Annotated in this window: 14 protein-coding genes; 5 read left to right on the forward strand and 9 right to left on the reverse strand. The window is 70.6% G+C overall.

The genetic code is table 11. The features are described 5' to 3' along the window. Positions 1 to 13: 13 nt before the first annotated feature. Complete coding sequence (locus BLR68_RS13695) at positions 14 to 1,330, forward strand: HNH endonuclease signature motif containing protein (protein ID WP_091362307.1); 1,317 nt, start codon at positions 14 to 16, stop codon at positions 1,328 to 1,330. A 171-nt stretch (positions 1,331 to 1,501) separates the two neighbouring features. Here the strand turns inward: BLR68_RS13695 and treZ are convergent, their stop codons facing one another. The 6 genes from treZ to BLR68_RS13725 all read right to left on the reverse strand — a co-directional run bounded on the left by treZ (position 1,502) and on the right by BLR68_RS13725 (position 10,113). Beyond that, positions 1,502 to 3,220 carry a malto-oligosyltrehalose trehalohydrolase gene (gene treZ, locus BLR68_RS13700; RefSeq protein WP_018185636.1) on the reverse strand — a complete coding sequence of 573 codons (1,719 nt, stop codon included), beginning with the start codon at positions 3,218 to 3,220 and terminating at the stop codon, positions 1,502 to 1,504. After that, positions 3,217 to 5,565: a malto-oligosyltrehalose synthase gene (treY, locus tag BLR68_RS13705; protein ID WP_018185637.1), complete on the reverse strand. Its 2,349-nt coding sequence runs from the start codon at positions 5,563 to 5,565 to the stop codon at positions 3,217 to 3,219. Before treY ends, treZ begins: the two co-directional genes overlap by 4 nt. Next, on the reverse strand, positions 5,565 to 7,775 hold the full coding sequence (gene glgX / locus BLR68_RS13710; RefSeq protein WP_018185638.1) for a glycogen debranching protein GlgX: 2,211 nt from the start codon (positions 7,773 to 7,775) through the stop codon (positions 5,565 to 5,567). The genes treY and glgX overlap by 1 nt, the downstream gene beginning before the upstream one ends. A 69-nt stretch (positions 7,776 to 7,844) precedes the next feature. After that, positions 7,845 to 8,318 carry a hypothetical protein gene (locus BLR68_RS13715; protein ID WP_018185639.1) on the reverse strand — a complete coding sequence of 158 codons (474 nt, stop codon included), beginning with the start codon at positions 8,316 to 8,318 and terminating at the stop codon, positions 7,845 to 7,847. Positions 8,319 to 8,320: 2 nt separating this feature from the next. After that, positions 8,321 to 9,004: a GTP pyrophosphokinase gene (locus BLR68_RS13720; protein WP_018185640.1), complete on the reverse strand. Its 684-nt coding sequence runs from the start codon at positions 9,002 to 9,004 to the stop codon at positions 8,321 to 8,323. 47 nt (positions 9,005 to 9,051) lie between these two features. Beyond that, complete coding sequence (locus tag BLR68_RS13725) at positions 9,052 to 10,113, reverse strand: LacI family DNA-binding transcriptional regulator (RefSeq protein ID WP_256335399.1); 1,062 nt, start codon at positions 10,111 to 10,113, stop codon at positions 9,052 to 9,054. A 116-nt stretch (positions 10,114 to 10,229) separates the two neighbouring features. Here BLR68_RS13725 and BLR68_RS13730 point away from each other — a divergent pair, with 116 nt between their 5' ends. From BLR68_RS13730 to BLR68_RS13745, 4 genes are read left to right on the forward strand one after another with little or no spacing between them, the layout of a single operon-like run. After that, on the forward strand, positions 10,230 to 11,501 hold the full coding sequence (locus BLR68_RS13730; protein ID WP_018185642.1) for an ABC transporter substrate-binding protein: 1,272 nt from the start codon (positions 10,230 to 10,232) through the stop codon (positions 11,499 to 11,501). Positions 11,502 to 11,503: 2 nt separating this feature from the next. Further along, positions 11,504 to 12,517 carry a carbohydrate ABC transporter permease gene (locus tag BLR68_RS13735; RefSeq protein ID WP_020097873.1) on the forward strand — a complete coding sequence of 338 codons (1,014 nt, stop codon included), beginning with the start codon at positions 11,504 to 11,506 and terminating at the stop codon, positions 12,515 to 12,517. A gap of 8 nt (positions 12,518 to 12,525) precedes the next feature. Further along, positions 12,526 to 13,401 carry a carbohydrate ABC transporter permease gene (locus BLR68_RS13740; protein ID WP_020097872.1) on the forward strand — a complete coding sequence of 292 codons (876 nt, stop codon included), beginning with the start codon at positions 12,526 to 12,528 and terminating at the stop codon, positions 13,399 to 13,401. A gap of 1 nt (position 13,402) precedes the next feature. Continuing rightward, positions 13,403 to 15,706, forward strand: a complete 2,304-nt coding sequence (locus tag BLR68_RS13745) for a beta-xylosidase/alpha-l-arabinosidase (RefSeq protein ID WP_018185645.1) — start codon at positions 13,403 to 13,405, stop codon at positions 15,704 to 15,706. Here the strand turns inward: BLR68_RS13745 and BLR68_RS13750 are convergent. The 3 genes from BLR68_RS13750 to BLR68_RS13760 are packed head-to-tail and all read right to left on the reverse strand — an operon-like array spanning position 15,690 to position 22,434. Then, the gene (locus tag BLR68_RS13750; protein ID WP_018185646.1) at positions 15,690 to 18,143 is read right to left on the reverse strand and encodes a glycoside hydrolase family 3 C-terminal domain-containing protein; all 2,454 of its coding nucleotides are present in this window, start codon (positions 18,141 to 18,143) and stop codon (positions 15,690 to 15,692) included. The two genes, BLR68_RS13745 and BLR68_RS13750, sit on opposite strands and share 17 nt — an antisense overlap. Further along, a complete protein-coding gene (yicI, locus tag BLR68_RS13755) occupies positions 18,140 to 20,428 on the reverse strand; it encodes an alpha-xylosidase (protein WP_018185647.1) in 2,289 nt (762 codons plus the stop codon). The genes BLR68_RS13750 and yicI overlap by 4 nt, the downstream gene beginning before the upstream one ends. Continuing rightward, on the reverse strand, positions 20,425 to 22,434 hold the full coding sequence (locus BLR68_RS13760; RefSeq protein WP_018185648.1) for a beta-galactosidase: 2,010 nt from the start codon (positions 22,432 to 22,434) through the stop codon (positions 20,425 to 20,427). Before BLR68_RS13760 ends, yicI begins: the two co-directional genes overlap by 4 nt. Positions 22,435 to 22,581 lie beyond the last annotated feature (147 nt).

Genomic DNA, 22,581 nt, shown 5'->3' on the forward strand with positions numbered 1-22,581 from the left:
CGATAGTTCAGGTATGACAGAAGCGATGGAAACCCCCGGTGGCGATGCGTATCTCGCCGCCATTGCGGGCATCGTTGCGGACGTCGAGGACGTGGAGCGGCGGATGGCCGCGGTGCAGATCGCGCAGCTCCGTACGCTCGCCGCGGCGGGACGACTGGCCGAGGAACAGGGCGCGCACCCGAACGCGAAAGTGACCCTCCACGACATGGTGCTGCGGTCGATTGCAGCAGAGCTCGGTGGGGCGATGCGCACCACCGACCGGACGGTGCAACGCCGGATCGGGGAAGCCCGGGTGACGATCGAAGGGTTCCCGGCCGCGGTGGCGGCCTGGGAGGCCGGACGGATCGTCCGCGGGCACGTGAAGGCGATCGTCGAGACCGGGCTGAACCTACCCGCAGAGATGTGGGCTGAGTTCGAAGCCATTGCGATCGAGCGATGCGAAGGCGAGACCCCGAACCGAGTGCGGGGTGAGCTGGAGATCCTGGCGCACCGGATGCATCCGCGATCGTTCGCCGAGCGGCATGAGGAAGCTGCGGCGCGGCGGTGCGTCAGGTTGATCCCGGGCCGGGACGGGATGTCGGATTTGATCGCGACCCTGCCGACCGTGATTGCGGAGGGGATCCACGACCGGCTCACACAGCAGGCGCGGGCGATTGTCGACACCCGCGAGGAGCGCTCGGCGACCTTAGATGTGATCGCGACCGACGGGAGATCGACCGATCAGGTCCGCGCCGACGTGCTCGCCGACCTGCTCCTCGCCGGCGCGCCGTCGCTTGATGACACGCGCGACACGACCGCCGGGCCACTGGGCGCGATCCGCGCGCGCGTGCAGGTGCTGATTCCCGCAGCGACTCTGACCGGTGCCGACGATGGCCCGTGCGACCTGACCGGCCGCTCGCCTATCGATCCGGCGACCGCCCGCACACTCGCCGGTGCGACGCACGTGTGGGAGCGCCTGTTTCACGACCCCACCACCGGAGTCACCGTCGCCACCGACTCGTACCGTGTCCCATCCGGGATGCGCAGGTTCCTGCAAGCCCGGGACCAGCACTGCCGGTTCCCCGGATGCCGCGTCGCTGCGATCCGGTGTGAAGTCGACCACACCCACGACCACGCGCTCGGCGGGCGGACGGAACTGTCCAACCTCGCCCACCTGTGCCAACGGCACCATTCGATGAAGCAATTCACCGCCTGGAAAGTGCGACAACTGAGGGGTGGAGTCCTGGAATGGACCTCACCCCTCGGCAGGATCTACCGCGAAGACGCACCCACACCGGCCGTCGCCTTCACCCCTGCCGCCACACATCCCGGAGACCCGGCACCCTTCTGACCCGACACAGGCCTGAACTGGGGCCGATCCTGCGCGCGCTGCGCCACGCAGAACACCGCGCCACAGCCACAGCCACAGCCACAGCCACAGCCGGTGAGCGACCCCCGGCATCCCACTTCCCCTGTCGCGGACGGCGAGCGCGCACGGCGCGTCGCGACAGGGGAACGCGGACTACGCCCCGACGACGACCGCGGACTCCGGGGCCACGACAAGCCGCTCGCCGGCCGACGTCGGCTCGACGGACGCGATCCAGACGTCGCCGCCGGCGACCTCCCACGGCTCGGACGACAGGTTCACGAGAACCCGCGCCGCGCCGCGGTGCAGCACGTACCGGGGACCCGTCGAGGTGGTCTGCACCTCGGCATCCCGCCCACCGGGACCCGGGTGGGTCAGCTCGGGCCGCGAGCGCCGCAGATCGGCCAACTGCCGGTAGAGATCCAGCAGCCGCGCGTGATCGCCCTGCGACACCTCGGACCAGTCCAGCTTCGACCGCTCGAACGTCGCGGGGTCGTTGGGGTGCGGCACGATGCTCTCGTCCCAGCCCATCTTCACGAACTCCGCGATCCGGCCCTTCGCCGTCGCCTCGGCGAGTTCCGGCTCGGGGTGCGAGGTGAAGAACTGCCACGGCGTCGACGCACCCCACTCCTCGCCCATGAACAGCATCGGCGTCCCGGGCGCGGTCAGCGTCAGCACGGCGGCGACCGCGAGCCGATCGGCCGACAGCGTCGCCGTCAACCGGTCTCCCGCCGCGCGGTTGCCGATCTGATCGTGATCCTGCGCGTAGGTCACCAGTCGCCAGGATGCCGCGTCGTCGGGCACGGGCTTGCCGTGATCCCGCTCGCGGAACGACGAGTAGGTGCCGTTGTGGAAGAAGCCCTCCGTCCACACCTTCGGCAGCGCCTCGGGGTCGGCGAAGTCCTCGTAGTAGCCGACCGCCTCGCCGGTCAGTGCGACGTGCACGGCGTGATGCCAGTCATCCGACCACTGCGCCGTCAGGCCGTACCCGCCGGCCTCGCGCGGCAGGAACATCACCGGATCGTTCAGGTCGCTCTCGGCGATGAGCGTGAGCGGCCGCCCGACGTGCGCGCTCAGCGCGTCGGTCCGCTCCGCGATCTCCTGCAGGATGTGCACCGGCTGCTCCCCGGACTCGTGCAGCGCGTGCACGGCGTCCAGCCGCAGACCGTCGACGTGGAAGTCCCGCATCCACATCAGCGCGTTGTCGACGATGAACGACCGCACGGCCGCCTCGTCGAGGTTGAGGCTGTCGCCCCATGTATTCCGCGACCCGTCGCGCAGGTACGGACCGTACTCGGGCAGGTAGTTCCCGCTCGGCCCCAGGTGGTTGTAGACGACGTCCTGGATCACCGCGAGGCCCGCCGCGTGCGCGGCATCCACGAAGCGCTGATACGCGGCCGGACCGCCGTACGTCTCCTGCACGGCGTACCAGAGCACGCCGTCGTAGCCCCAGTTGTGGGTGCCGTTGAAGGCGTTCACCGGCAGCAGCTCGATGTGCGTCACGCCGATGTCGATCAGGTGGTCGAACCGGGCGATCGCGGCATCCAGCGTCCCTTCGGGCGTGAACGTCCCGAGGTGCAGCTCGTAGATCAGCCCGCCGGCGAGCTGACGGCCGGTCCACGCCTCATCCGTCCACGAGAAGGATGCCGGGTCCACCCACGCCGACGCGTCGTGGACGCCTCGCGGCTGCCGCCGCGACCGCGGGTCGGGACGGAGGTCGTCGCCGTCACCGAGGACGAAGCCGTACTCGTCGCCGTCCGCCAGCGCGACGTCGGTGCGCCACCAGCCGTCACCGGCGGCGGTCAGCGCGACGTCGTCCGCACCGGGACGGCGCAGCCGCACCCGCTCGGCCCGCGGAGCCCAGACCTCGATCACGATGCGTCCCCTTCGATGACGTCCGTCGGCGCGAGCAGCGCGACGGGGTAGGTGTCCAGCAGGTCGGCGAGCCGCACACGGCCGCCCTCGAACCGGCGCCCGGTCAGCACGTCGACCGTCGGGCCGACGTGCGTCAGCACCTCGGTGTCACCCCAGCCGCCGCGAGCGGCGAGCCCGGCCGGCAGCCGCGTCGCCACCGCCACGACGCCGCCGCGGTCGAAGGCGACCGCGTGGTCCGCGGCCTCCCCCGTGACCGTCATCGGCGTGTACCGCGTGAACAGCTCCGGATGGTCGCGCTTCAGCCGCAGCGCACGCGACACCACGAGCAGCTTCGCCGCGCCCGACGCGTCGACCGGCGGCATCCACCCCTCGTCGAGACGTGCGAGCAGGCGCCGGCGTTCCGCGAAGTCGACCTCGCGACGGTTGTCGGGGTCGACGAGCGAGTGGTCCCACAGCTCGGTGCCCTGGTAGACGTCCGGGACGCCCGGGCCGGCCAGCTGCAGCAGCTTCAGCGAGAGCGAGTTCGACCGGCCGAGCGGCGTGATCTCGTCCACGAAACCCTCGACGATCGCCCGCGCATCGCCGAAGGCGGCATCGACGAGGTCGTGCATCTTCTCTTCGAAGGCCTCATCAGGGTCCGACCAGGTCGTGCTGTTCCCCGCTTCGCGCGACGCCTTCTCGGCGTACGCGTGCAGACGCTCTCGCGATGCGGGCCACGCGCCGACGATCGCCTGCCAGAGCAGGTTGTCGAACGGGCCGTCACCGGTCGAGGCGACCTGGCGCAGCTCGCCGAGGACCTCGGCCCACCGCTCCGGCATCTCGGCCAGCACGGACAGGCGCGTCCGGACGTCCTCGCTGCGCTTCGTGTCGTGCGTCGACAGCGACGTCATCGCCGCCGGCCACGAAGCCTGACGACGAGCGGATGCCGCATGGAACCCGTCGACGTCGACCGCGAACTCGGTCGGGTCGCCGCCCACCTCGGTGAGCGTGCCGAGCCGGGTCCAGCGGTAGAACGTCGTGTCCTCGACGCCCTTCGCCATGACGGGACCGGTCGACTGCATGAACCGCCTCGTGAACTCGCTGTCGGGGCCGGCCGTCAGGCGCGCCGCGATCGTCTCGAACGCGTCGCCCAGCTCGGGACGGCGCGACGAGGCCAGCGCGACCGCCTCATCGACCTCTTCGACGCCGGCGGGAAGGTAGGCGCGGTACACCGGGAACGCCGCGAGCAGCTCGGCGAGCGCGTCGAGCCACTGCTCGTCGGACGCGCCGTTCCGCTCACCGGCGGGGATGAGAGCCGCGAGCCGCAGCACCTCGGCGTGCAAGCCGTCGGTCGCCCATGCGAGCTTGGCCTCGTGCATCATGTCGGCGTAGTCGGCTGCCGCACCGTCTCGCAGCTGCGTGTCGAGCGAGGTGAGGCCCTGCTCGCCGGACGGGTCGACGAGCACCCGGTCGAGGACCGCCATCGCGTCGTATCCGGTCGTGCCCTCGGTCGCCCACCACGACGGCAGGTCCTCGCCGTGCTCGAGGATCTTCTCCACCAGCACGTACGCACAATCCGTGGCATCCGCCAACAGGTCGAGGTACCCGCCCGGGTCGGCGAGGCCGTCCGGGTGGTCGACCCGCAGACCGTCGGCGAGACCCTCGTCGATCCACCGCACGATCTCGATGTGGCTCGCATCGAACACGGCCGGGTCCTCGACGCGGACGCCCGCGAGCGTCGTCACGGCGAAGAAGCGACGGTAGTTGAGTTCCGCGTCACCGCGGCGCCAGAACAGCAGCTCGTAGTGCTGCGCCGCGAGGACGTCGCGGACGTCACCCTCGCCGGTGCCGTCCGCGAGCGGGAACTCGTGGTCGAAGTACCGGACGACGCCCGCCTCGGCGTCGATCGTGATCTCGCCCGCCTCGACGGCGGCATCGAGCTCCGACCCGAGCACGGGCAGCCGCAGCCGTCCGCCGAGCGCCCAGTTCACGTCGAACGCCGCCGCGTGGGGCGACGCCTGTCCCTGGCGCAGGACGTCCCACCACCACGGGTTCTGCCGCGGGTCCGCGACGCCCTGGTGGTTCGGAACGATGTCGATCAGGATGCCGAGGCCCGCCGCGCGCGCCGCGGCGGCGAACCGCGACAGCCCCTCGGGGCCGCCGCGCTCGGGGTCGACGACCGTCGGGTCCACGACGTCGTACCCGTGGTCCGATCCGCTCGTCGCGGCCAGGATCGGCGACAGGTAGGCCCAGTCCACGCCCAGATCACGCAGATAGTCGGTCAGCTCGGCTGCGGCATCCAGATCGAATCCGGCCCGGATCTGCAGCCGATACGTCGAGCGCGGCGCCTTCTCGGGACCGGTCATCAGCGGGGAAGCTCGCTCTGCGGCGCCTGCGCGGGGATGACGTCGATCGTGCCCGTCATCGCGGCGAGCGACGCCGCCACCGACGGGTCGGACTCGACCGCCTCCGCCTCGTGGTCGCGGAGGACGACGAGAGCCCGCGCCCCGACGCTCACGCTCCCGCCCTGCTCGACCACCGGCGAATCCGCGGCCCCGCCGGCCGTGTCGACGATGATCTCCCAGGCCGGGCTCGCCGACGCGGTCGGCACCGTGAAGTCGACCGTCTCGTCACCCGCGTTGAAGAAGACGAAGAAGTGGCGGTCGTGGATCTCCTCGCCGCGGCGGTCGCGCTCGCGGATGCCGTCGCCGTTGAGGAAGACGCCGACCGCACGGCCGAAGCCGGAGTCCCAGTCCTCGGGCTGCATCTCGGAGCCGTCGGGACGGATCCACGCGATGTCGGGGAGTGGTGCGCCCTCTTCGCGACGCACCGGGCGTCCGTCGAAGAACCGGCGACGTCGGAACGTGGGGTGATCGCGACGCAGGCGGGCGAGCACCGACGTGAACTCGATGAGCGGCTGGTCGATGGACGTCCAGTCGATCCAGGTGAGCTCGTTGTCCTGCGCGTACCCGTTGTTGTTGCCGTTCTGCGTGCGGCCGAGCTCGTCGCCGTGCGAGATCATCGGCACGCCCTGGCTCAGCAGCATCGTCGCGAGGAAGTTCCGCTGCTGACGTGCGCGCACCCGCAGGATGTCGGGGTCGTCCGTGGGGCCTTCGACACCGTGATTGTACGAGCGGTTGTGCGATTCGCCGTCGTTGTTGTCCTCGCCGTTGGCCTCGTTGTGCTTCTCGTTGTACGAGACGAGGTCGCGCAGGGTGAACCCGTCGTGCGCGGTGACGAAGTTGATGGATGCCACCGGCCACCGCCCGTCCTGCTCGTACAGGTCGGCCGAGCCCGTGAGGCGCAGCGCGAACTCGCCGAGCGTCGACGGCTCGCCGCGCCAGAAGTCGCGGACGGTGTCACGGTACTTGCCGTTCCACTCGGTCCACTGGGGCGGGAAGTTGCCGACCTGGTACCCGCCGGGGCCGATATCCCACGGCTCGGCGATCAGCTTCACCTGGCTGACGATCGGGTCCTGCTGCACGAGCTCGAAGAAGGCCGACAGGCGGTCGACGTCGTAGAACTCGCGGGCGAGGGTCGAAGCGAGGTCGAAGCGGAAGCCGTCGACGTGCATCTCGAGCACCCAGTAGCGCAGCGAGTCCATGATGAGCTGCAGCGTGTGCGGGTTGCCGACGTTGAGGCTGTTGCCCGTGCCGGTGTAGTCCGTGTAGTACCGCTTGTCGTCGTCCTCGAGCCGGTAGTAGGCGAGGTTGTCGATGCCGCGCATCGAGAGCGTCGGGCCCATGTGGTTGCCCTCGGCGGTGTGGTTGTAGACGACGTCGAGGATGACCTCGATGCCCGCGGCGTGGAGCGCGCGCACCATCGCCTTGAACTCCTGCACCTGCTGGCCGACGCCACCGGCCGCGGAGTACGTGTTCTGCGGCGCGAAGAAGGCGATCGTGTTGTAGCCCCAGTAGTTGGAGAGTTCCTTCTCCTGGAGGGTCGAGTCGTTCACGAACTGGTGCACCGGCATGAGCTCGAGCGCCGTGACGCCGATCTTCTTGAGGTGTTCGATGACCACCGGGTGCGCGATCGCGCTGTAGGTTCCGCGGATGTCCTCGGGGATGTCGGGGTGCGTCATCGTGAGGCCCTTCACGTGGGCTTCGTAGATGACGCTCTCGGCGTACGGCGTCTTCGGCTGGCGGTCGCCCTGCCAGTCGAAGTAGGGGTTCACGACGACGCCCTTCATCATGGCGCCGGCCGAATCGTCGTCGTTCGTCGAATCGGGGTCGCCGAAGGTATAGCTGAAGACGGACTGGTCCCACTCGATCTGGCCGTCGACGGCCTTCGCGTAGGGGTCGAGGAGCAGCTTGTTCGGGTTGAAGCGCTGCCCGTTCTCGGGGTCGTACGGGCCGTGCACGCGGTAGCCGTAGCGCTGACCGGGCTGCACCGACGGCAGGTAGGCGTGCCAGACGAATGCGTCGACGTCGATGAGTTCGACGCGCGTCTCCTCGCCGCTCTCGTCGAACAGGCAGAGCTCGACCTTCTCGGCGCACTCGCTGAACAGGGCGAAGTTCGTCCCATTACCGTCGAAGGTCGCTCCCAGAGGGTAAGCGGAACCGGGCCAAACCTGCATGCGGACTCCTGTGATAGGTGGAATGCCACAGTACCCAGGCAGTATTTCCGACCCCGGGCCCTTGACAGGTCAGCGCAGGGACAGCATGTCGTCGAGATAGTCCGCGAGGGGTCTCGGCGGACCCGTGTGGCTCCACGCGACGTGCGGCACGCCGCCCTGCAGCGACAGGATGCCGGAGCCCTCGCCGCGGTCGACGGCGGCGGCATCCATCTCGGTCCACCCCAGGTGGAGTACCTCGCCCTCGGCGAACCCGCCCCGGAACGCGGCCGCGGCCCGCTCCGACCGCGCGCGCTGCGCCTCGGCGGTGTACCCGCGGATCGCGTCGTGCCGCGCGCGCAGCACCTCGCCGGTCGCGAAGACGCGGTCCTCGCCGATCAGGAGCGCCCCGATGTGCCAGGCATCCGTCACCGGGACGATCCGCGGGGCCCGTCCGATGCCCAGGATGCGGCGGTTTGTCGTCCACTCCCCCAGCCGCTCCCGCGGCGACCCTTCGAGGCGCTCGCGCGCCGCCTGCAGCAGACCGCCGGTCGTGTGCGCCGCCACCGTCAGACGAGGTGCGTCGGTGCGGAGGATCCGGCGCCGCGGATCTGCTGGTGGAGGCGCGTCATCCGGGCGTCCAGCTCGGCGGCGGCGTCCGCGGCATCCTTCAACTGCCCCAGCAGGTGATCGGGCACCTGGCGTTCGTACTTGTAGTAGATCTTGTGCTCGAGGCTCGCCCAGAAGTCCATGGCGATCGTCCGGAACTGCACCTCGACGGGCACGTCGACGCGTCCCGTCGAGAGGTAGACGGGCACCTCGAGGATCGCGTGCAGGCTCTTGTAGCCGTTCCCCTTCGGGGTCGCGATGTAGTCCTCGACCTCGCGGACGGTGATGTCGTCCTGCGCGGTCAGCAGGTCGAACAGGCGATACACGTCGTTCACGAAACTGCAGGTGATGCGGATGCCGGCGACGTCGGTGATGTGTGCGCGCACGGACTCGAAATCAGGGTCGATGCCGCGGCGCTGGATCTTCTCGACGATGCTATCGGGCGACTTCACGCGGCTCGAGACGTGCTCGATCGGGTTGTAGTCGTGCATCTCGTGGAACTCCTCGCGGAGGATCGAGATCTTCGTCTCGATCTCCTGCAGGCCGAACCGGTACTCCATGAGGAAGCGCTGGAACTCATCGCGCATGCTCCGAAGAGAGGAGGCGGACACCGTGATCTGCTGCTCATCGAGCGGAGTGGACATGAGGCGACGCTATCGGGAACCACTCCGAGCGCGCTGGGAAGGATGCCTCAGTCCGCTCGGGGCGGCGCCGTGGTCGCCCGGGGGACGAGCGCCGTCGGCAGGCGCAGGTGCGTCGCTGCGGGGATGCCGCCGCCCATGAACTCCAGCAGCATCGTCACGGCCTCGGCGCCCAGGCGCTGCATCGGCTGGCGGACGGTCGACAGCGCGGGCACCGACTGCGAGGCATCCGGGACGTCGTCGAACCCGATCACCGAGAGGTCGTCGGGCACGGACAGGCCGTGCTCGTGCGCGACGCGGATGACGGTCAGCGCCGAGATGTCGTTGGCGGCGAACACCGCCGTGGGACGGTCGGCCCGTCGCAGCAGCCGGGTGGCCGCTTCGCGCGCGATGTCCTCCACGTAGCGCCCGACACCGACGAGGTCGGGGTCGAACGGGATGCGGGCGTCTTCGAGCGCCCGCCGGTAGCCGCCCTCGCGCAGCATCGAGGAGCGGAGGTCGGGGCGACCCGCGACGAACCCGATGCGGCGGTGTCCGAGCGAGACGAGGTAGGCGACGGCGTGACGGGCGCCGGCGAAGCTGTCGGACTCGACGGTGGGGAGGTCGGCCGGCCCCGTGTGCGGGTCGATCGCGACGACGGGGACCTCCGCCGTGACGTTCACGACCGTGGGGGTGACCATGATCACCCCGTCGACGAGCGTGCCGCTCAACCGGCTCAGCGAGCGCCGCTCCCAGCCTTCGCTCGACACGGCCCGCGATCCGCTGTAGGCGAGGAGATCCAGCCGCGAGTCGCGCAGAGCCGCGCCGACTCCTTTGAGCACCTCGGCGGAGAACGGCTCGAAGTCCGCGACGAGGACGCCGACCACACCGGTCTGCCGTGCGCGCATGCTGCTCGCGACGAGGCTCGATTCGTAGCCCAGCTGCTCGACGGCGGTGAGGACACGCTGCACGGTCGCGGGGGCGACGCCGTACCGTCCGTTCACCGCCTTGGAGACCGTCGCGACCGAGACACCGGCCGCGGCGGCGACGTCGTGGATCGTGGCGCGGCTTCGCATGCGTCGAAGCGTAGCCCCATGGAAAACATTTTCGAAAACGTTTGACGTGGGCGGCAACAATTCCGACACTGGGGACCGAACCCCCGGCACGCACCGCCGGGACCACCCGCACCTCGAGGACCGAGCGTGCACTCAATGAGGAGATTGGTGATCACATGAGGACCAGAAGGATCATGGCGGGGCTCGCGGCGGTGGCCGCGGCGACTCTCGCGCTCAGCGCCTGTTCGGGCGACAACGGCGGCGGCAGTGGGGACGGCACCGTCGAGATGACGCTGTGGCAGAACTCGACCACCGGCCCCGGTCAGCAGTTCTGGAAGGACGCGATCGCGGCCTTCGAGAAGGAGAACACCGGCGTCACGATCAAGATGCAGTCCGTCCAGAACGAGGACATGGACGGCAAGCTGCAGACCGCTCTCAACGCGGGCGACCCGCCCGACATCTTCCTCCAGCGCGGCGGCGGCAAGATGACCGCGATGGTCAACGCCGGCCAGCTGATGGACCTGACGGACCGCATCTCCGATGATGTCCGCGGCGAGATCTCCGAAGGCTCCTTCGCGGCTGAGACCTACCAGGACAAGGTCTGGGCGATGCCGCTCTCGGTGCTCCCGGGCGGCTTCTTCTACAGCCAGGACGCCTTCGACAAGGCGGGCATCTCCGACACCCCCACGACGATCGAAGACCTCAAGAGCGACGTCGAGTCACTGAAGGGCACCGGCATCGCGCCCATCGCCCTCGGCGCGAAGGACGCGTGGCCCGCTGCGCACTGGTACTACTTCTTCGCCATCCGCGAGTGCAGCCCGAAGGTGATCGAGGAGACGGGCGACTCGAAGGACTTCAGCGACGACTGCTGGACCCGCGCCGCCGAGGACCTCACCGACTTCGCCGCGATCAAGCCGTTCAACGAGGGGTTCCTCACCACCGCCGCCCAGCAGGGCGCCGGCAGCTCGGCCGGCCTCGTCGCGAACCGCAAGGCCGCGATGGAGCTCATGGGCGCATGGGACCCGGGTGTGATCGCCTCGCTGACGCCGGACGAGAAGCCCCTCCCCGACCTGGCCTGGTTCCCCTTCCCCGAGATCTCGGGCGGCGACGGTGAGCCCGGATCGATGATGGGTGGCGTCGACGGTTACTCGTGCTCCGCGCAGGCCCCGAAGGAGTGCGCCGACTTCCTCAACTTCATCGCCGGCTCGGAGCAGCAGACGAAGTACTACGAGGCGTTCCAGTCGCCGCCGGTCAACTCGGTCGCGCAGAAGTCGGTGACCGAGCCCTACCTGCAGCAGATCCTCGAGGCGTACAACAGCGCCCCGTTCGTCTCGCAGTGGCTCGACACCGTCCTCGGCCAGAACGTCGGCAACGCGCTGAACGTCGCCGTCGTCGACATGCTCGCCGGTGGCAGCGACCCGCAGAAGTTCATCGCAGCCGTCAACGCCGCAGGCGCGCAGGGCTGACCATGACCGTTCGCGAGATGTCCGTCTCGGACGCCACCGGTCTCGCGGCGCACGCCGGGGGTGGCGACACGCCGCCCCCGGCTCGGCCGCGGTCCCGCCGCCGGCGGGGCCTCGGCTGGTCGGGGCGACTGGAGGTCCTCCTCCTCGCCGGACCCGCCGTCATCTTCTTCGTCGGGTTCGTCATCCTGCCGGTCCTGATGGCCGCCTATTACGGCTTCTTCCGCTGGTCGGGCTTCGGGCCCGCCACCGACTTCGTCGGGCTGAAGAACTACATCACGATCTTCAGCGACCCCAACTTCCAGAGCGCACTGCTGCACAACGCCTTCATCGTCGTCATGTCGCTGGTGCTGCAGGGACCCATCGCGATCCTCTTGGCGCTCCTGCTCAACCGCAAGATGCGGGGGCAGTCCGTCATCCGCATCCTCATCTTCGTGCCGTACGTCATCGCCGAGGTGGTCGTCGGCACCGGGTTCAGCCTGCTGCTGTCGACCAACGGCGCCGCCAACGGGATGCTGGACAAGCTCGGCCTGGGCGGCCTGACCCAGGACTGGCTCGCCGACCCGTCGATCGCGATCTGGACGCTCATGGCGATCCTCACGTGGAAGTACGTCGGCTTCGCCGTCATCCTCTTCCTCGCGGGCCTCCAGGGCATCCCCGAAGAGCTGTACGAGGCGGCCGCCATCGACGGCGCGTCCTACTGGCAGATCCAGCGTCAGATCGCTCTGCCGCTTCTCGCACCGACCCTGCGCATCTGGGCGTTCCTGTCGATCATCGGCGCCCTGCAACTGTTCGACCTCGTCTACATCATCTGGGGCCAGTACGTCTCGTCGGTCGCCGGCACCAACACGATGGCGATCTACATGGTCGTCACCGGCCGCAACGCCGGGAACTTCGGCTACGGCAACGCGGTCGCCGTCGTCATCTTCGTCATCTCGCTCATCGTCGCGCTGTTCTACCAGCGCTTCGTGCTCCGCCGTGACACGGCGGGCGCCATCACAGAGAGGGGCGTGCAGTGAGCGCCACCATGACCCTCGTCACGGCACCGCCGGCCGAGCCGCGCCTCCGCCGCGCGCCCAAGCCGAAGCTGCCGTGGGGTTCGCCCGTCGTCTACTTCGTCGCTCTCGCGGTCATCGCGCTCATGCTCGGCCCGGTGATCTACATCATCATCGGCGGGTTCCGCTCGAACTCCGCGATCACGGTCGACCCGGCCGGGTTCCCCGACCCGTGGAACATCGACAACTACGTCGGCGTCATCACGAGCGGCCAGTTCTGGGGCCAGGTCGGCAACTCGACCTTCGTGGCCCTCGCCACCACGATCGGCGCGGTCGCCCTCGGCATCGCCGCCAGCTACGTGATCGCCCGGTACAGCTTCAAGGGACGCGGGTTCCTCTACGCCCTGTTCGCCTCGGGCCTCATGTTCCCCATCACCGTCGCGATCACGCCGCTGTACATCGTGATCCGCTCGCTCGGGCTCATGAACACCCTGCCGGGCATCATCCTCCCGCAGATCGCGTTCGCCCTGCCGACGACGATCATCATCCTCGTCCCGTTCCTGCGGGCGATCCCCGACGAGATCCAGGAGGCCGCGTCGATCGACGGCTGCAGCCGCCTCGGGTTCTTCTGGCGCATGGTGCTGCCGCTCGCCGTGCCGGGTGTGATCACCGTCGGCATCCTCGCCTTCATCGGCAGCTGGAACGCGTACCTCCTGCCCCTGTTCATCCTCAACAACGAGTCGCAGTTCACCCTCCCGCTGGGCGTGCAGGCGTTCTCGTCGCAGTACTCCGTCGACACGGCGCGCGTGCTCGCGTTCACCTCGCTGTCGATGCTCCCCGCACTGCTGTTCTTCAGCCTGTTCGAGCGGCGCATCGTCGGCGGTCTCACCGGAGCCGTGAAGGGCTGACATGACCGTTCCCCACCCGCAGGCCTCGGCCCGCGTGCACGATCTGCTCGCGCAGATGACCCTCGAAGAGAAGGCCGCGCAGCTCGTCGGCTACTGGGTCGACCAGGGCGGCGAGGTCGTCGCTCCCCTGGCCGACGAGATGGTGACGACGACGAAGTACGCGGATGCCACGGCTCACGGCCTCGGCCATCTCACCCGTGTCTACGGCACGCGTCCCGTCGACCCGGTCGAGCGGGCGGCCTGGCTCTGGGAGGAGCAGCGGCGGCTGCGCGCCGAGACCCGGCTCGGGATACCCGCGATCGTCCACGAGGAGTGCCTGACCGGACTCGCCGCGTGGAAGGCGGCGACGTATCCGACGCCGCTCGCGTGGGGCGCGTCGTTCGATCCGGAACTGGTCGCCGAGATGGGCGCCGCGATCGGCGACTCGATGCGCGAACTGGGCATCCATCAGGGGCTCGCCCCCGTGCTCGACGTCATCCGCGACCCCCGCTGGGGACGCGTCGACGAGTGCATCGGCGAAGACCCGTACCTCGTCGGGACCGTGGGGACGGCCTATGTGCGAGGCGTCCAGTCGGCGGGGGTCGATGCCACCCTCAAGCACTTCGTCGGGTACTCCGCATCGCAGGCGGCGCGCAACCACGCCCCCGTGCACGCCGGCCCCCGCGAGGTCGCCGACGTCCTGCTGCCGCCGTTCGAGATGGCGATCCGCGACGGCGGCGCGGCATCCGTCATGAACTCGTACGCCGAGATCGACGGCGAACCCGTCGCGGCGAGCGCGCACTACCTCGACGAGGTGCTGCGCGGCCGGCTCGGATTCTCGGGCCCGGTCGTGTCGGACTACTTCTCGGTCGCCTTCCTACAGACCACCCACGGGGTCGCCGGCGACCTCGGCGAAGCGGCCGAGCTCGCCCTCCGCGCCGGCATCGACGTCGAGCTGCCGACGGGTGACGCGTTCGCCGCGCCGATGCTCGAGCGCATCCGCTCAGGTGAGATGGATGCCGCGCTTCTGGATGCCGCCGTGCTCCGCGTCCTCGCACAGAAGGAGCGCCTCGGCCTGCTCGACGAGACGTTCGAGACGCCGCCGGCCGCGGTCGACCTCGACGGCGCCCGCCACCGCGATCTGGCGCGCAGGCTCGCGGCCGAGTCGGTGGTGCTCGTGAGCAACGACGGGACGCTGCCGGCGGCATCCGCTCGTCGCATCGCCCTCATCGGGCCGAACGCCGACTCGGCGGAGGCGCTCATGGGCTGCTACTCGTTCGTCAACCACGTGCTCGCGCACCACCCGGGGACGCCGCACGGGATCGACCTGCCGACCGTCCGCGACGCCTTCGTCGCCGAGTACCCCGACGCCGAGATCGCCTACGCCCGCGGTTGCGGTGTGGAGGACGACGACGACTCGGCTATCGGCGATGCCGTGGACGCGGCGGCGGCAGCCGAGCTCGCCGTCGTGGTCGTCGGCGACCGCGCCGGCCTCTTCGGACGCGGCACCGTCGGCGAGGGCAACGACGTCGACGACCTCGAACTGCCCGGCCTGCAGCGGCAGCTCATCGAACGCGTCGTCGCGACGGGCACTCCCGTCGTCCTCGTGATCCTCTCGGGCCGTCCGTACGCGATCGGGTGGGCGCTCGACGGCGAGCGCCGCGTCGCCGCCACCCTGCAGTCGTTCTTCCCCGGCGAAGAGGGCGCGGACCCGATCGCCGGCATCGTCTCGGGACGCCTCTCGCCCTCGGGCAGGCTCCCCGTGACCCTGCCGCGGTCGGCCGGCGCGCAGCCCTACAGCTACCTGCACCCGCGGCTCGGCGGACCGATCGACGTGACGAGCGCCGACCCGACCCCGGTGCGTCCCTTCGGGCACGGGCTGACCTACACGACGTTCGCCCACGAGGACCTGCAGGCCTCCGCGTCGGTCGCGGCGGGCGACACCCTCGAGGTCTCGGTCGTCGTCCGCAACACCGGCGAGCGCGCCGGTGCCGATGTCGTCCAGCTCTACGCGCACGACCCGGTCGCGAGCCTCACGCGCCCCGTCGCGCAGTTGATGGCCTACCACCGGGTCGACCTCGGCCCGGGTGAGAGCGCGCGCGTCGTGTTCTCGCTGCCGACGGCGCGCTTCGCGTTCACGGGGCGCGACGGTCGCCGCATCGTCGAGCCGGGACGGATCGACCTCTGGGTCGGCTCGTCGTGCGAGGACCGTGAGAGCGTCACCGCCATCGAGGTGGCCGGCGAGCACGTCGTCACGCCCGACGACGCCCGGATCGTGCCGGTGCGCGTCGTGGCGGACGCCGAGCTCGTCAGTCCCGGACGGTGAGGGTCGTGCTCACGTCGAGGGCGTCGGCCGACGGTCCCGCCGCGAGGCGGTAGTCCCCCGATTGCACCCGCAGCGCCTCGCCGTCCCAGACGGCGAGGCGCTCGACCGTGAAGCGCACCTTTGCCGTCCGCGCCTCGCCCGGCTCGGTGCGCACGCGGGCGTACCCGAGCAGGAGCCGGCGCGGTGCCGCGATCGGCAGCTCCGGCGCGACGGCGTAGAGCTGCACGAGCTCCTCCACCGCGCGCTCCGACCGGTTCGCGACCCGGACGCTCGCCGTGACGACCTGCTCGTCGTCCCGAGGGTCGAGGGCGGGATGCCGCCGGGTGAGCGCGGGCGCCGTCACCGTTCCGGCATCCACCTCGACGGCCTCGTAGACGACGTCGCCGTAGCCGAGCCCGTGTCCGAACGCGAAGGCGTACGGGGCCGGCTGGTGCCTATACGTCGCCTGCTGGCGTCGGGTGTCGTAGTCGAAGAGGTCGCCCGCCTGGTCCGGGTGCGCCGGCCACGACTGCGCGAGACGCCCGGTGGGCTCGCGGTCGCCGCTCAGGACGTCGAGCAGACCGTGGCCGAGCTCCTGCCCCGCGTGGCTCGACCAGACGACGGTCGCCGCGTCGGCGGCATCCGCGAGGACGTACGGGAAGCTCGAGACGATCGTCAGCACAGAGCGCGGGTTGGCGGAGTGCGCGGCCCGCCAGAGGTCCGTCGCCGCGGTCGGCAGCAGCAGGTGAGGGCGGTCGGCGGTCTCGCGACCCGACAGGTGCGGATCGTTGCCGACGGCGACGAGGACGACGTCGGCCGCCGCGGCGGCGCGCGCCACCTCGTCCAGACCGCGCGTCACCGTCTCGACCTCGAAGCGCGCGGCGTCGTCGAGGGTGACGCCCTCGGCCACGAGCAGACCCACGTCGCGGACGACGCGCACCCACCGGCCCGAGCCGAGGTGCAGCAGCGACCACGAGCCGTCCTCGTGCACGTGCCGGCGGAAGCTTTCTTGCACGACCCAGCCGCCGACGCGCTCGGCATCGGCCCGCATCGGCCAGACGCCGCCCGTCAGCAGGCGCCCGCTCGCATGGGAACGGAGGGTGAGGATGCCGTCGCCCCAGTCCGTGACGTCGAACAGGCTCGCGTCGGTCCGAGCGTCGAGGATCGCGTCGACGGTACCGTCCGCCCCTGCGGCGACGTAACCGGACGGAGCACGCAGGGCGACGGTGTCGGCGCCGGTCACGACCTCGACCGCCGCCGTCGAATAGCGGTCGCGCACGCCCTGGGCGATGCCGACCGCGTAGGGCGGCGTGCCGGAGTACCAGTCGGTGAGGACGACATCCGCCATCGGCCCCACGACGGCGACCGACGCGGGCTCGCCGAACGGCAGCACCCCGTCGTCATTCCGCAGCAGGACGACCTGACGGGCGACCGCCTCGCGGGCGAGCTCGCGGGCGGCGGCGGTATCGATCTCGTCCGCGCCCATGGCGACGTACGGGTCGTCGTCGCCGTCGAACTCGCCGGTGCGGAGGCGCATCTCGAGCAGTCGCAGGACAGCGGCATCCACGTCCTCGTCCGTCAGCAGACCCTGCGCGAGCGCGCCGCGGACGGCCTCGAGGCTCGGCGCCGGGTCGGGGCCGTCGTCGGTGAACGAGTCCATGCCGCTGCGCACGAGGGCGGCGGCGGCGTGCACTTTGTCGGGCTGCGCGCGCTGGATCGAGACGAGGAAGCTCGGCGCCCCGGCATCCGACACGACCGCAATGGACTCGTCGCTCCAGCTGCGAGCCTCGGCCACCAGCTCGGGTTGCGTGTGCGCAGGCACCCCGTTCACCCGGTTGTAGGCGAGCATCATGCTGCCGGCGACCTTCTGCTCGATCGCCGGACGGAACGCCGGCAGCTCCTCTTCGTGGAGTGTGCGCGGCGACATCTCGGACGACGTCGCGGACCGGTCGGTCTCGTTGCTGTAAGCGAGGAAGTGCTTGAGCGAGGGCACCGTCTTCCAGACCCGCGGGTGGTCGCCGCGGAGCCCGCGGCTGTAGGCCGCACCGAGCTGGCCCGTGTAGTGCGGGTCCTCGGAGTACCCCTCCTCGTTGCGCCCCCAGGCCGGATGCCGGAGGGTGTTGACGACCGGCGCCCACACGTTGAGGTCGACGTCCGCCCCCGACGCGCGCTTGGCGCGGACCTCGGTCGCGACGAGGTCGCCCACGCGCCTCACCAGCTCGGGATCCCACGTCGCCGCGAGGCCGACGGGCTGCGGGAAGACCGTGGCCACACCCACCCACGCGAGCCCGTGAAGGGCCTCGCACCCGGTGTGGAACGGGCGGATGCCGAGGCGCTCCACCGCCGGCATGGCCTGGTGGAGCATCGCGACGCGCTCCTCCGGGGTCAGCCGCTCGAGCAGGTCGCGGGAGCGCTCGGCCAGCGGCACATCGATCCGGCGGAAGGCGTCGACCGTCATCCGGCGACCTCCACCTCGGCCTCGAGCGAGACCGCCCCGGCACCGACGACCGACGCCGTCCGGTCGCCGACCTGCAGGCTCCACGGTGCACGCGCGTCCGACGACTCGGCGGTGATCCGCCCGCCCTCGCGACGCACCCGGAACACCGTCGCGGCAGCCCCGTCGTGCCCCGGGACGACCGTCTCGCCGTCGTACCCGTCGGGCAGCTCGAAGCAGCGCAGCGTCACGCCGTCGGCCCAGTCGTAGTCCGGCCGGTCCTCGCGCGCTCCCCACGGCAGCACCGTGCCCGGTCGCACCCGCAGCGGGACGGACTCGTAGCCGTGACGCTCGGTCTGCCACGTGCGGCCGTCCACCGCGTCACCGGTCAGGAGCGAGGTCCACCGTCCCTCGGGCAGGTAGTACTCGACGCTCCCGTCCTCGGTGAAGACGGGGGCGACCATGAGGGAGTCGCCCAGCATGTACTGGACGTCGGCGTCGTGCGTCGACCGGTCGCCCGGGAACTCGAGCACGAGCGGGCGCATCATCGGGATGCCGGCGGTGTGCGCCTCCTCCGCGATCCGGGCGAGGTACGGCATGAGGCGCAGCTTCAGCGTCGTGAACCGGCGCGTCACCTCGACCGCCTCGTCGTCGAACGCCCACGGCACCCGCACCGAGCCCGAACCGTGCAGGCGGGAGTGCGAGGAGAGCAGTCCGAACGCGAGCCAGCGCTTGAAGACACCGGCATCCGGTGTTCCCTCGAAGCCGCCGATGTCGTGACTCCAGTATCCGAACCCGCTCATCGCGAGCGACAGGCCGCCGCGCAGGGTCTCGGCCATCGACAGGAGCGTCGAGTCGTTGTCGCCACCCCAGTGCACGGGGAACTGCTGGCCGCCCGCCGTCGCCGAGCGGGCGTAGAGGACCGCCTCGCCGACGCCGCGCTCCTCCTCGAGCACCCGGAAGACGATCTCGTTGTAGAGCTGCGGGTAGTAGTTGTGCATCCGCTGCGGGTCGGACCCGTCGTGCCAGACGACGCCGTCGACCGGGATCCGCTCGCCGAAGTCGGTCTTGAAGCTGTCGGCGCCCTGCCGCACGAGACGGCGCAGGTGCTCGGCGTACCACTCGGCCGCCTCGGGGTTGGTGAAGTCCACGATCGCCATCCCGGCCTGCCACATGTCCCACTGCCAGACGTCGCCCTCCGTCGTCTTCAGCAGGAACCCGCGCTCCGCGGCCTCGGCGAAGATGGCGGAACGCTGCGCGATGTAGGGATTGATCCACAGCGAGACCCTGAGGCCGCGCTCGCGCAGCCTCGCGAGCTGGCCGTCGGGGTCGGGGAACATGCGCGGATCCCACGTGAAGTCGGTCCACTGGAACTCCCGCATCCAGAAGCAGTCGAAGTGGAACACCGACAGCGGCAGGTCGCGCGCGGCCATCCCGTCGACGAACTCGGTCACACTGGCCTCGTCGTACGCGGCGGTGAACGACGTCGTCAGCCACAGCCCGAACGACCACGCCGGCACGCGGGCAGGACGCCCCGTGAGCGCCGTGTAGCGCCGCAGCACGTCCTTGGGCTCGGGCCCGGCGATCACGTAGTAGTCGAGCGTCTCGCCCGGCACCGAGAACTGCACGCGCGAATTGATCTCGGACCCGACCTCGAACGACACCGCGTCGGGGCTGTCGACGAAGACGCCGTACCCGCGACTCGTCAGGTAGAACGGCACCGACTTGTACGCCTGCTCGCTCGACGTGCCGCCGTCCGCATTCCACGTGTCGATCGACTGGCCGTTCTTCGTGAAGGCGCCGAAGCGTTCGCCGAACCCGTAGATGCGCTCGCCCGGCTCGATCGAGAGCTGCTGGTGCACCCACGTGCCATCCGGACCCGTCATGTGGCCGATCGAGCGCGGCAGCGCGGTCGTCAGCACACGGTCACCCTGCTCGAACGCGACGCGCCACGCCCCCTCGCGCGACACACGGACGCGGAGGTCACCGGCATCCAGCACGCCCTCGGCGTCGTCGACCGTCACGGTCGGCGTGTAGCCCTCCTCCCCCGTCACGGCGAAGTCGGGACCGCGGTGACGCCCGCCGGCGTGCCGCTGCACCCGCACCTTGATGACCCCGGGGGCCGGCGCAGAGAACGTCGTCGTGATCATCGGCCGGTTGAGCGTGTCGCCCCGGTGGCGGATGGCGGCGGTCGGCGCGAAGACGGTGAGGCTGCCGGCCTCGGCGTCGGCACGCATGTCGTCCACGGCGCTCGCGTACAGACCGGTCACCCCCGGCCTCATGAGCCAGTAGCCGTCGGTGAACTTCATGTCCTTCGCCTTTCTGTCACGACTCGCGCGTCCCCCCTCGGAACCGTCACGTGGTCGTCGATCTCGTCATTTGTCAGCAGGTCGGTCCAGGCTCCGGAGAGCGGGATCGTCACGTCGTCGTCGCCGCGGTTCAGCAGGAAGAGCGCGTCGCCGCGCCGCACGACCTCGACCTCCGCGGGCGGCACGCCGATGGCACCGGCGACGCCCGCGGCATCCAGCGCGTCACCGAGGACCGCGTCGAGCAGGTCGTCCGCGAGGACGGCGCCGACGTACCAGGCCGTCCCGTTCCGCGTCACGACCGGGCGCCCCGCGAGGTTGCCCGACGCGAACGTCGCCACGACCTCGGCGCCGTCGGTGCGGAGCTTCTCGCCGAGGGTGTGGGCGACGGATGCCGCCCACCGCCCGTCAGCCGACGCGACGGCGACGCCGTCGTCGGGGAGCCCGACCCACTCCTCGCCGCTGACCCCGAGCATGTCGCGGATCAGCACGGGCGAGCGGCCCGTGAGGATGTGCCCGCGCTCGTCGGCGACGCCGCTGAACGGCCCGACCACGACCTGCGCACCGCGCGAGGCGGCGTCGGTCAGGCGCGCGGCGTCGTCCGGTCGCAGGACGTACCCGTGCGGCAGGAGCACGACGTCGTAGGCGCTGAGATCGGCGCCGAAGGGCACGACGTCGACGGGGATGCCGCGCCGCCACAGCGGGCGGTACCAGCGACGCATCTGCTCGAGACCGTCGAAGCGGGCCGTCGGGCGCGCGGGTTCGTCCGACGCCCACCACGACGGCCAGTCGAAGAGCACCGCGGTGCGCGCGGCGACGCGGCCGCCCACGACGGGCCGGAGTCTCTGCAGCTCGCGTCCCTGGCGGCAGACGCCCTCGAAGACCTCGGTGTCGGCACCGGCATGGGGCAGCATCGCGGAGTGGAAGCGTTCGGCGCCGGCCGTGGACTGCCGCCACTGGAAGAAGCAGATTCCGTCGGCACCGCGCGCGACGGCCTGCAGCGTGTCGAGGCGCGCCCGCGCGGGCGTCTTCGGGAGGTTGTGCGGACGCCACTGGACGGCGCTGATCGCCTGCTCCATCAGCACCCACGGCCGGCCGTCGCCGAGTCCGCGCATGAGGTCCTGCACGAAGGCCATGTCGAGCGGGCTGTCGGGGTCGGCGGGGTCCGGGTACTGATCGTCGCTCACGACGTCGACGTCGGCCACCCACGACCAGTAGTCCACGTGCGCGAAGGCGCCCATGAAATTCGTCGTGACAGGCTGGGTGGCGCCGGCGCCCCGGATGGTGTCGCGGAGCTCGCGGTAGCAGTCGCGCAGCTCATCGGAGGTGAACCGGCGGAAGTCCAGCGACTGCGTCGGGTTGATGAGGTACGGCGCGCGCCGGGGCGGCAGGATCTCGGCGACGTCCGAGTACCGCTGCGCCCAGAACGCGGTGCCCCACGCCCGGTTGATCTCCTCGATCGATCCGTACCGGCGCAGCAGCCACTCCCGGAAGGCGCGCGCCGCCTCGTCGCCGTGATCGATCTGGCCGTACTCGTTGCCGACGTGCCACATCCGGACGGCGGGATGCCGCGCGTACCGCGCCGCGAGGTCCGCCGTGATCGCGCGCGCCGCCTCGCGGTAGACGCGCGAGGACGGTGAGAACTGGTTGCGCGATCCGGCGACGAGGCGCACGCCGTCGCGGTCGACCGGCAGGGTCTCGGGATGCCGGATCCCGAGCCACGGCGGCGGTGAGGCCACCGGGGTCGCGAGGTCGACGGCGATCCCGCCGTCGTGGAGCAGGTCCAGGACCTCGTCGAGCCACGCGAACTCGCGCGCCCCGGGGGTCGGCTCGAGCTCCGCCCAGCTGAAGACGCCGACGGTGACGAGGTTCACCCCCGCGCGCTGCATGAGGGCGATGTCCTCGCGCCAGACCTCGGGCGACCACTGCTCGGGGTTGTAGTCCCCACCGAAGAGGATGCCGCGCTCGGCCGACAGCATCGCGAAGGCCGAGGATGAGGCAGAGGTCATGACCGGACGGGCCTTTCAGCGAATGTGGACGACAGTGTCGAAGCGCTTCAACGATCTCAACCTATACTAGCGATCACGACCGTGTCCATCGGTCGGCAGGGCAGCGTTCGAGGCGTCAGACGAGCCGATACGCTCGATCCATCCGCG

Source organism: Microbacterium sp. 77mftsu3.1 (assembly GCF_900100525.1).
GTDB classification, from domain to species: domain Bacteria; phylum Actinomycetota; class Actinomycetes; order Actinomycetales; family Microbacteriaceae; genus Microbacterium; species Microbacterium aquilitoris.

Bases quoted from the DNA above. Each gene is read 5' to 3' on its own strand.
- BLR68_RS13735 (WP_020097873.1), top strand. From the start codon at position 11,504: ATGACCGTTCGCGAGATGTCCGTCTCGGACGCCACCGGTCTCGCGGCG.
- BLR68_RS13760 (WP_018185648.1), bottom strand. From the start codon at position 22,434: ATGACCTCTGCCTCATCCTCGGCCTTCGCGATGCTGTCGGCCGAGCGC.
- glgX (WP_018185638.1), bottom strand. From the start codon at position 7,775: ATGCAGGTTTGGCCCGGTTCCGCTTACCCTCTGGGAGCGACCTTCGAC.
- yicI (WP_018185647.1), bottom strand. From the start codon at position 20,428: ATGAAGTTCACCGACGGCTACTGGCTCATGAGGCCGGGGGTGACCGGT.
- BLR68_RS13745 (WP_018185645.1), top strand. From the start codon at position 13,403: ATGACCGTTCCCCACCCGCAGGCCTCGGCCCGCGTGCACGATCTGCTC.
- BLR68_RS13695 (WP_091362307.1), top strand. From the start codon at position 14: ATGACAGAAGCGATGGAAACCCCCGGTGGCGATGCGTATCTCGCCGCC.
- BLR68_RS13720 (WP_018185640.1), bottom strand. From the start codon at position 9,004: ATGTCCACTCCGCTCGATGAGCAGCAGATCACGGTGTCCGCCTCCTCT.
- BLR68_RS13730 (WP_018185642.1), top strand. From the start codon at position 10,230: ATGGCGGGGCTCGCGGCGGTGGCCGCGGCGACTCTCGCGCTCAGCGCC.
- treY (WP_018185637.1), bottom strand. From the start codon at position 5,565: ATGACCGGTCCCGAGAAGGCGCCGCGCTCGACGTATCGGCTGCAGATC.
- BLR68_RS13740 (WP_020097872.1), top strand. From the start codon at position 12,526: ATGACCCTCGTCACGGCACCGCCGGCCGAGCCGCGCCTCCGCCGCGCG.
- BLR68_RS13750 (WP_018185646.1), bottom strand. From the start codon at position 18,143: ATGACGGTCGACGCCTTCCGCCGGATCGATGTGCCGCTGGCCGAGCGC.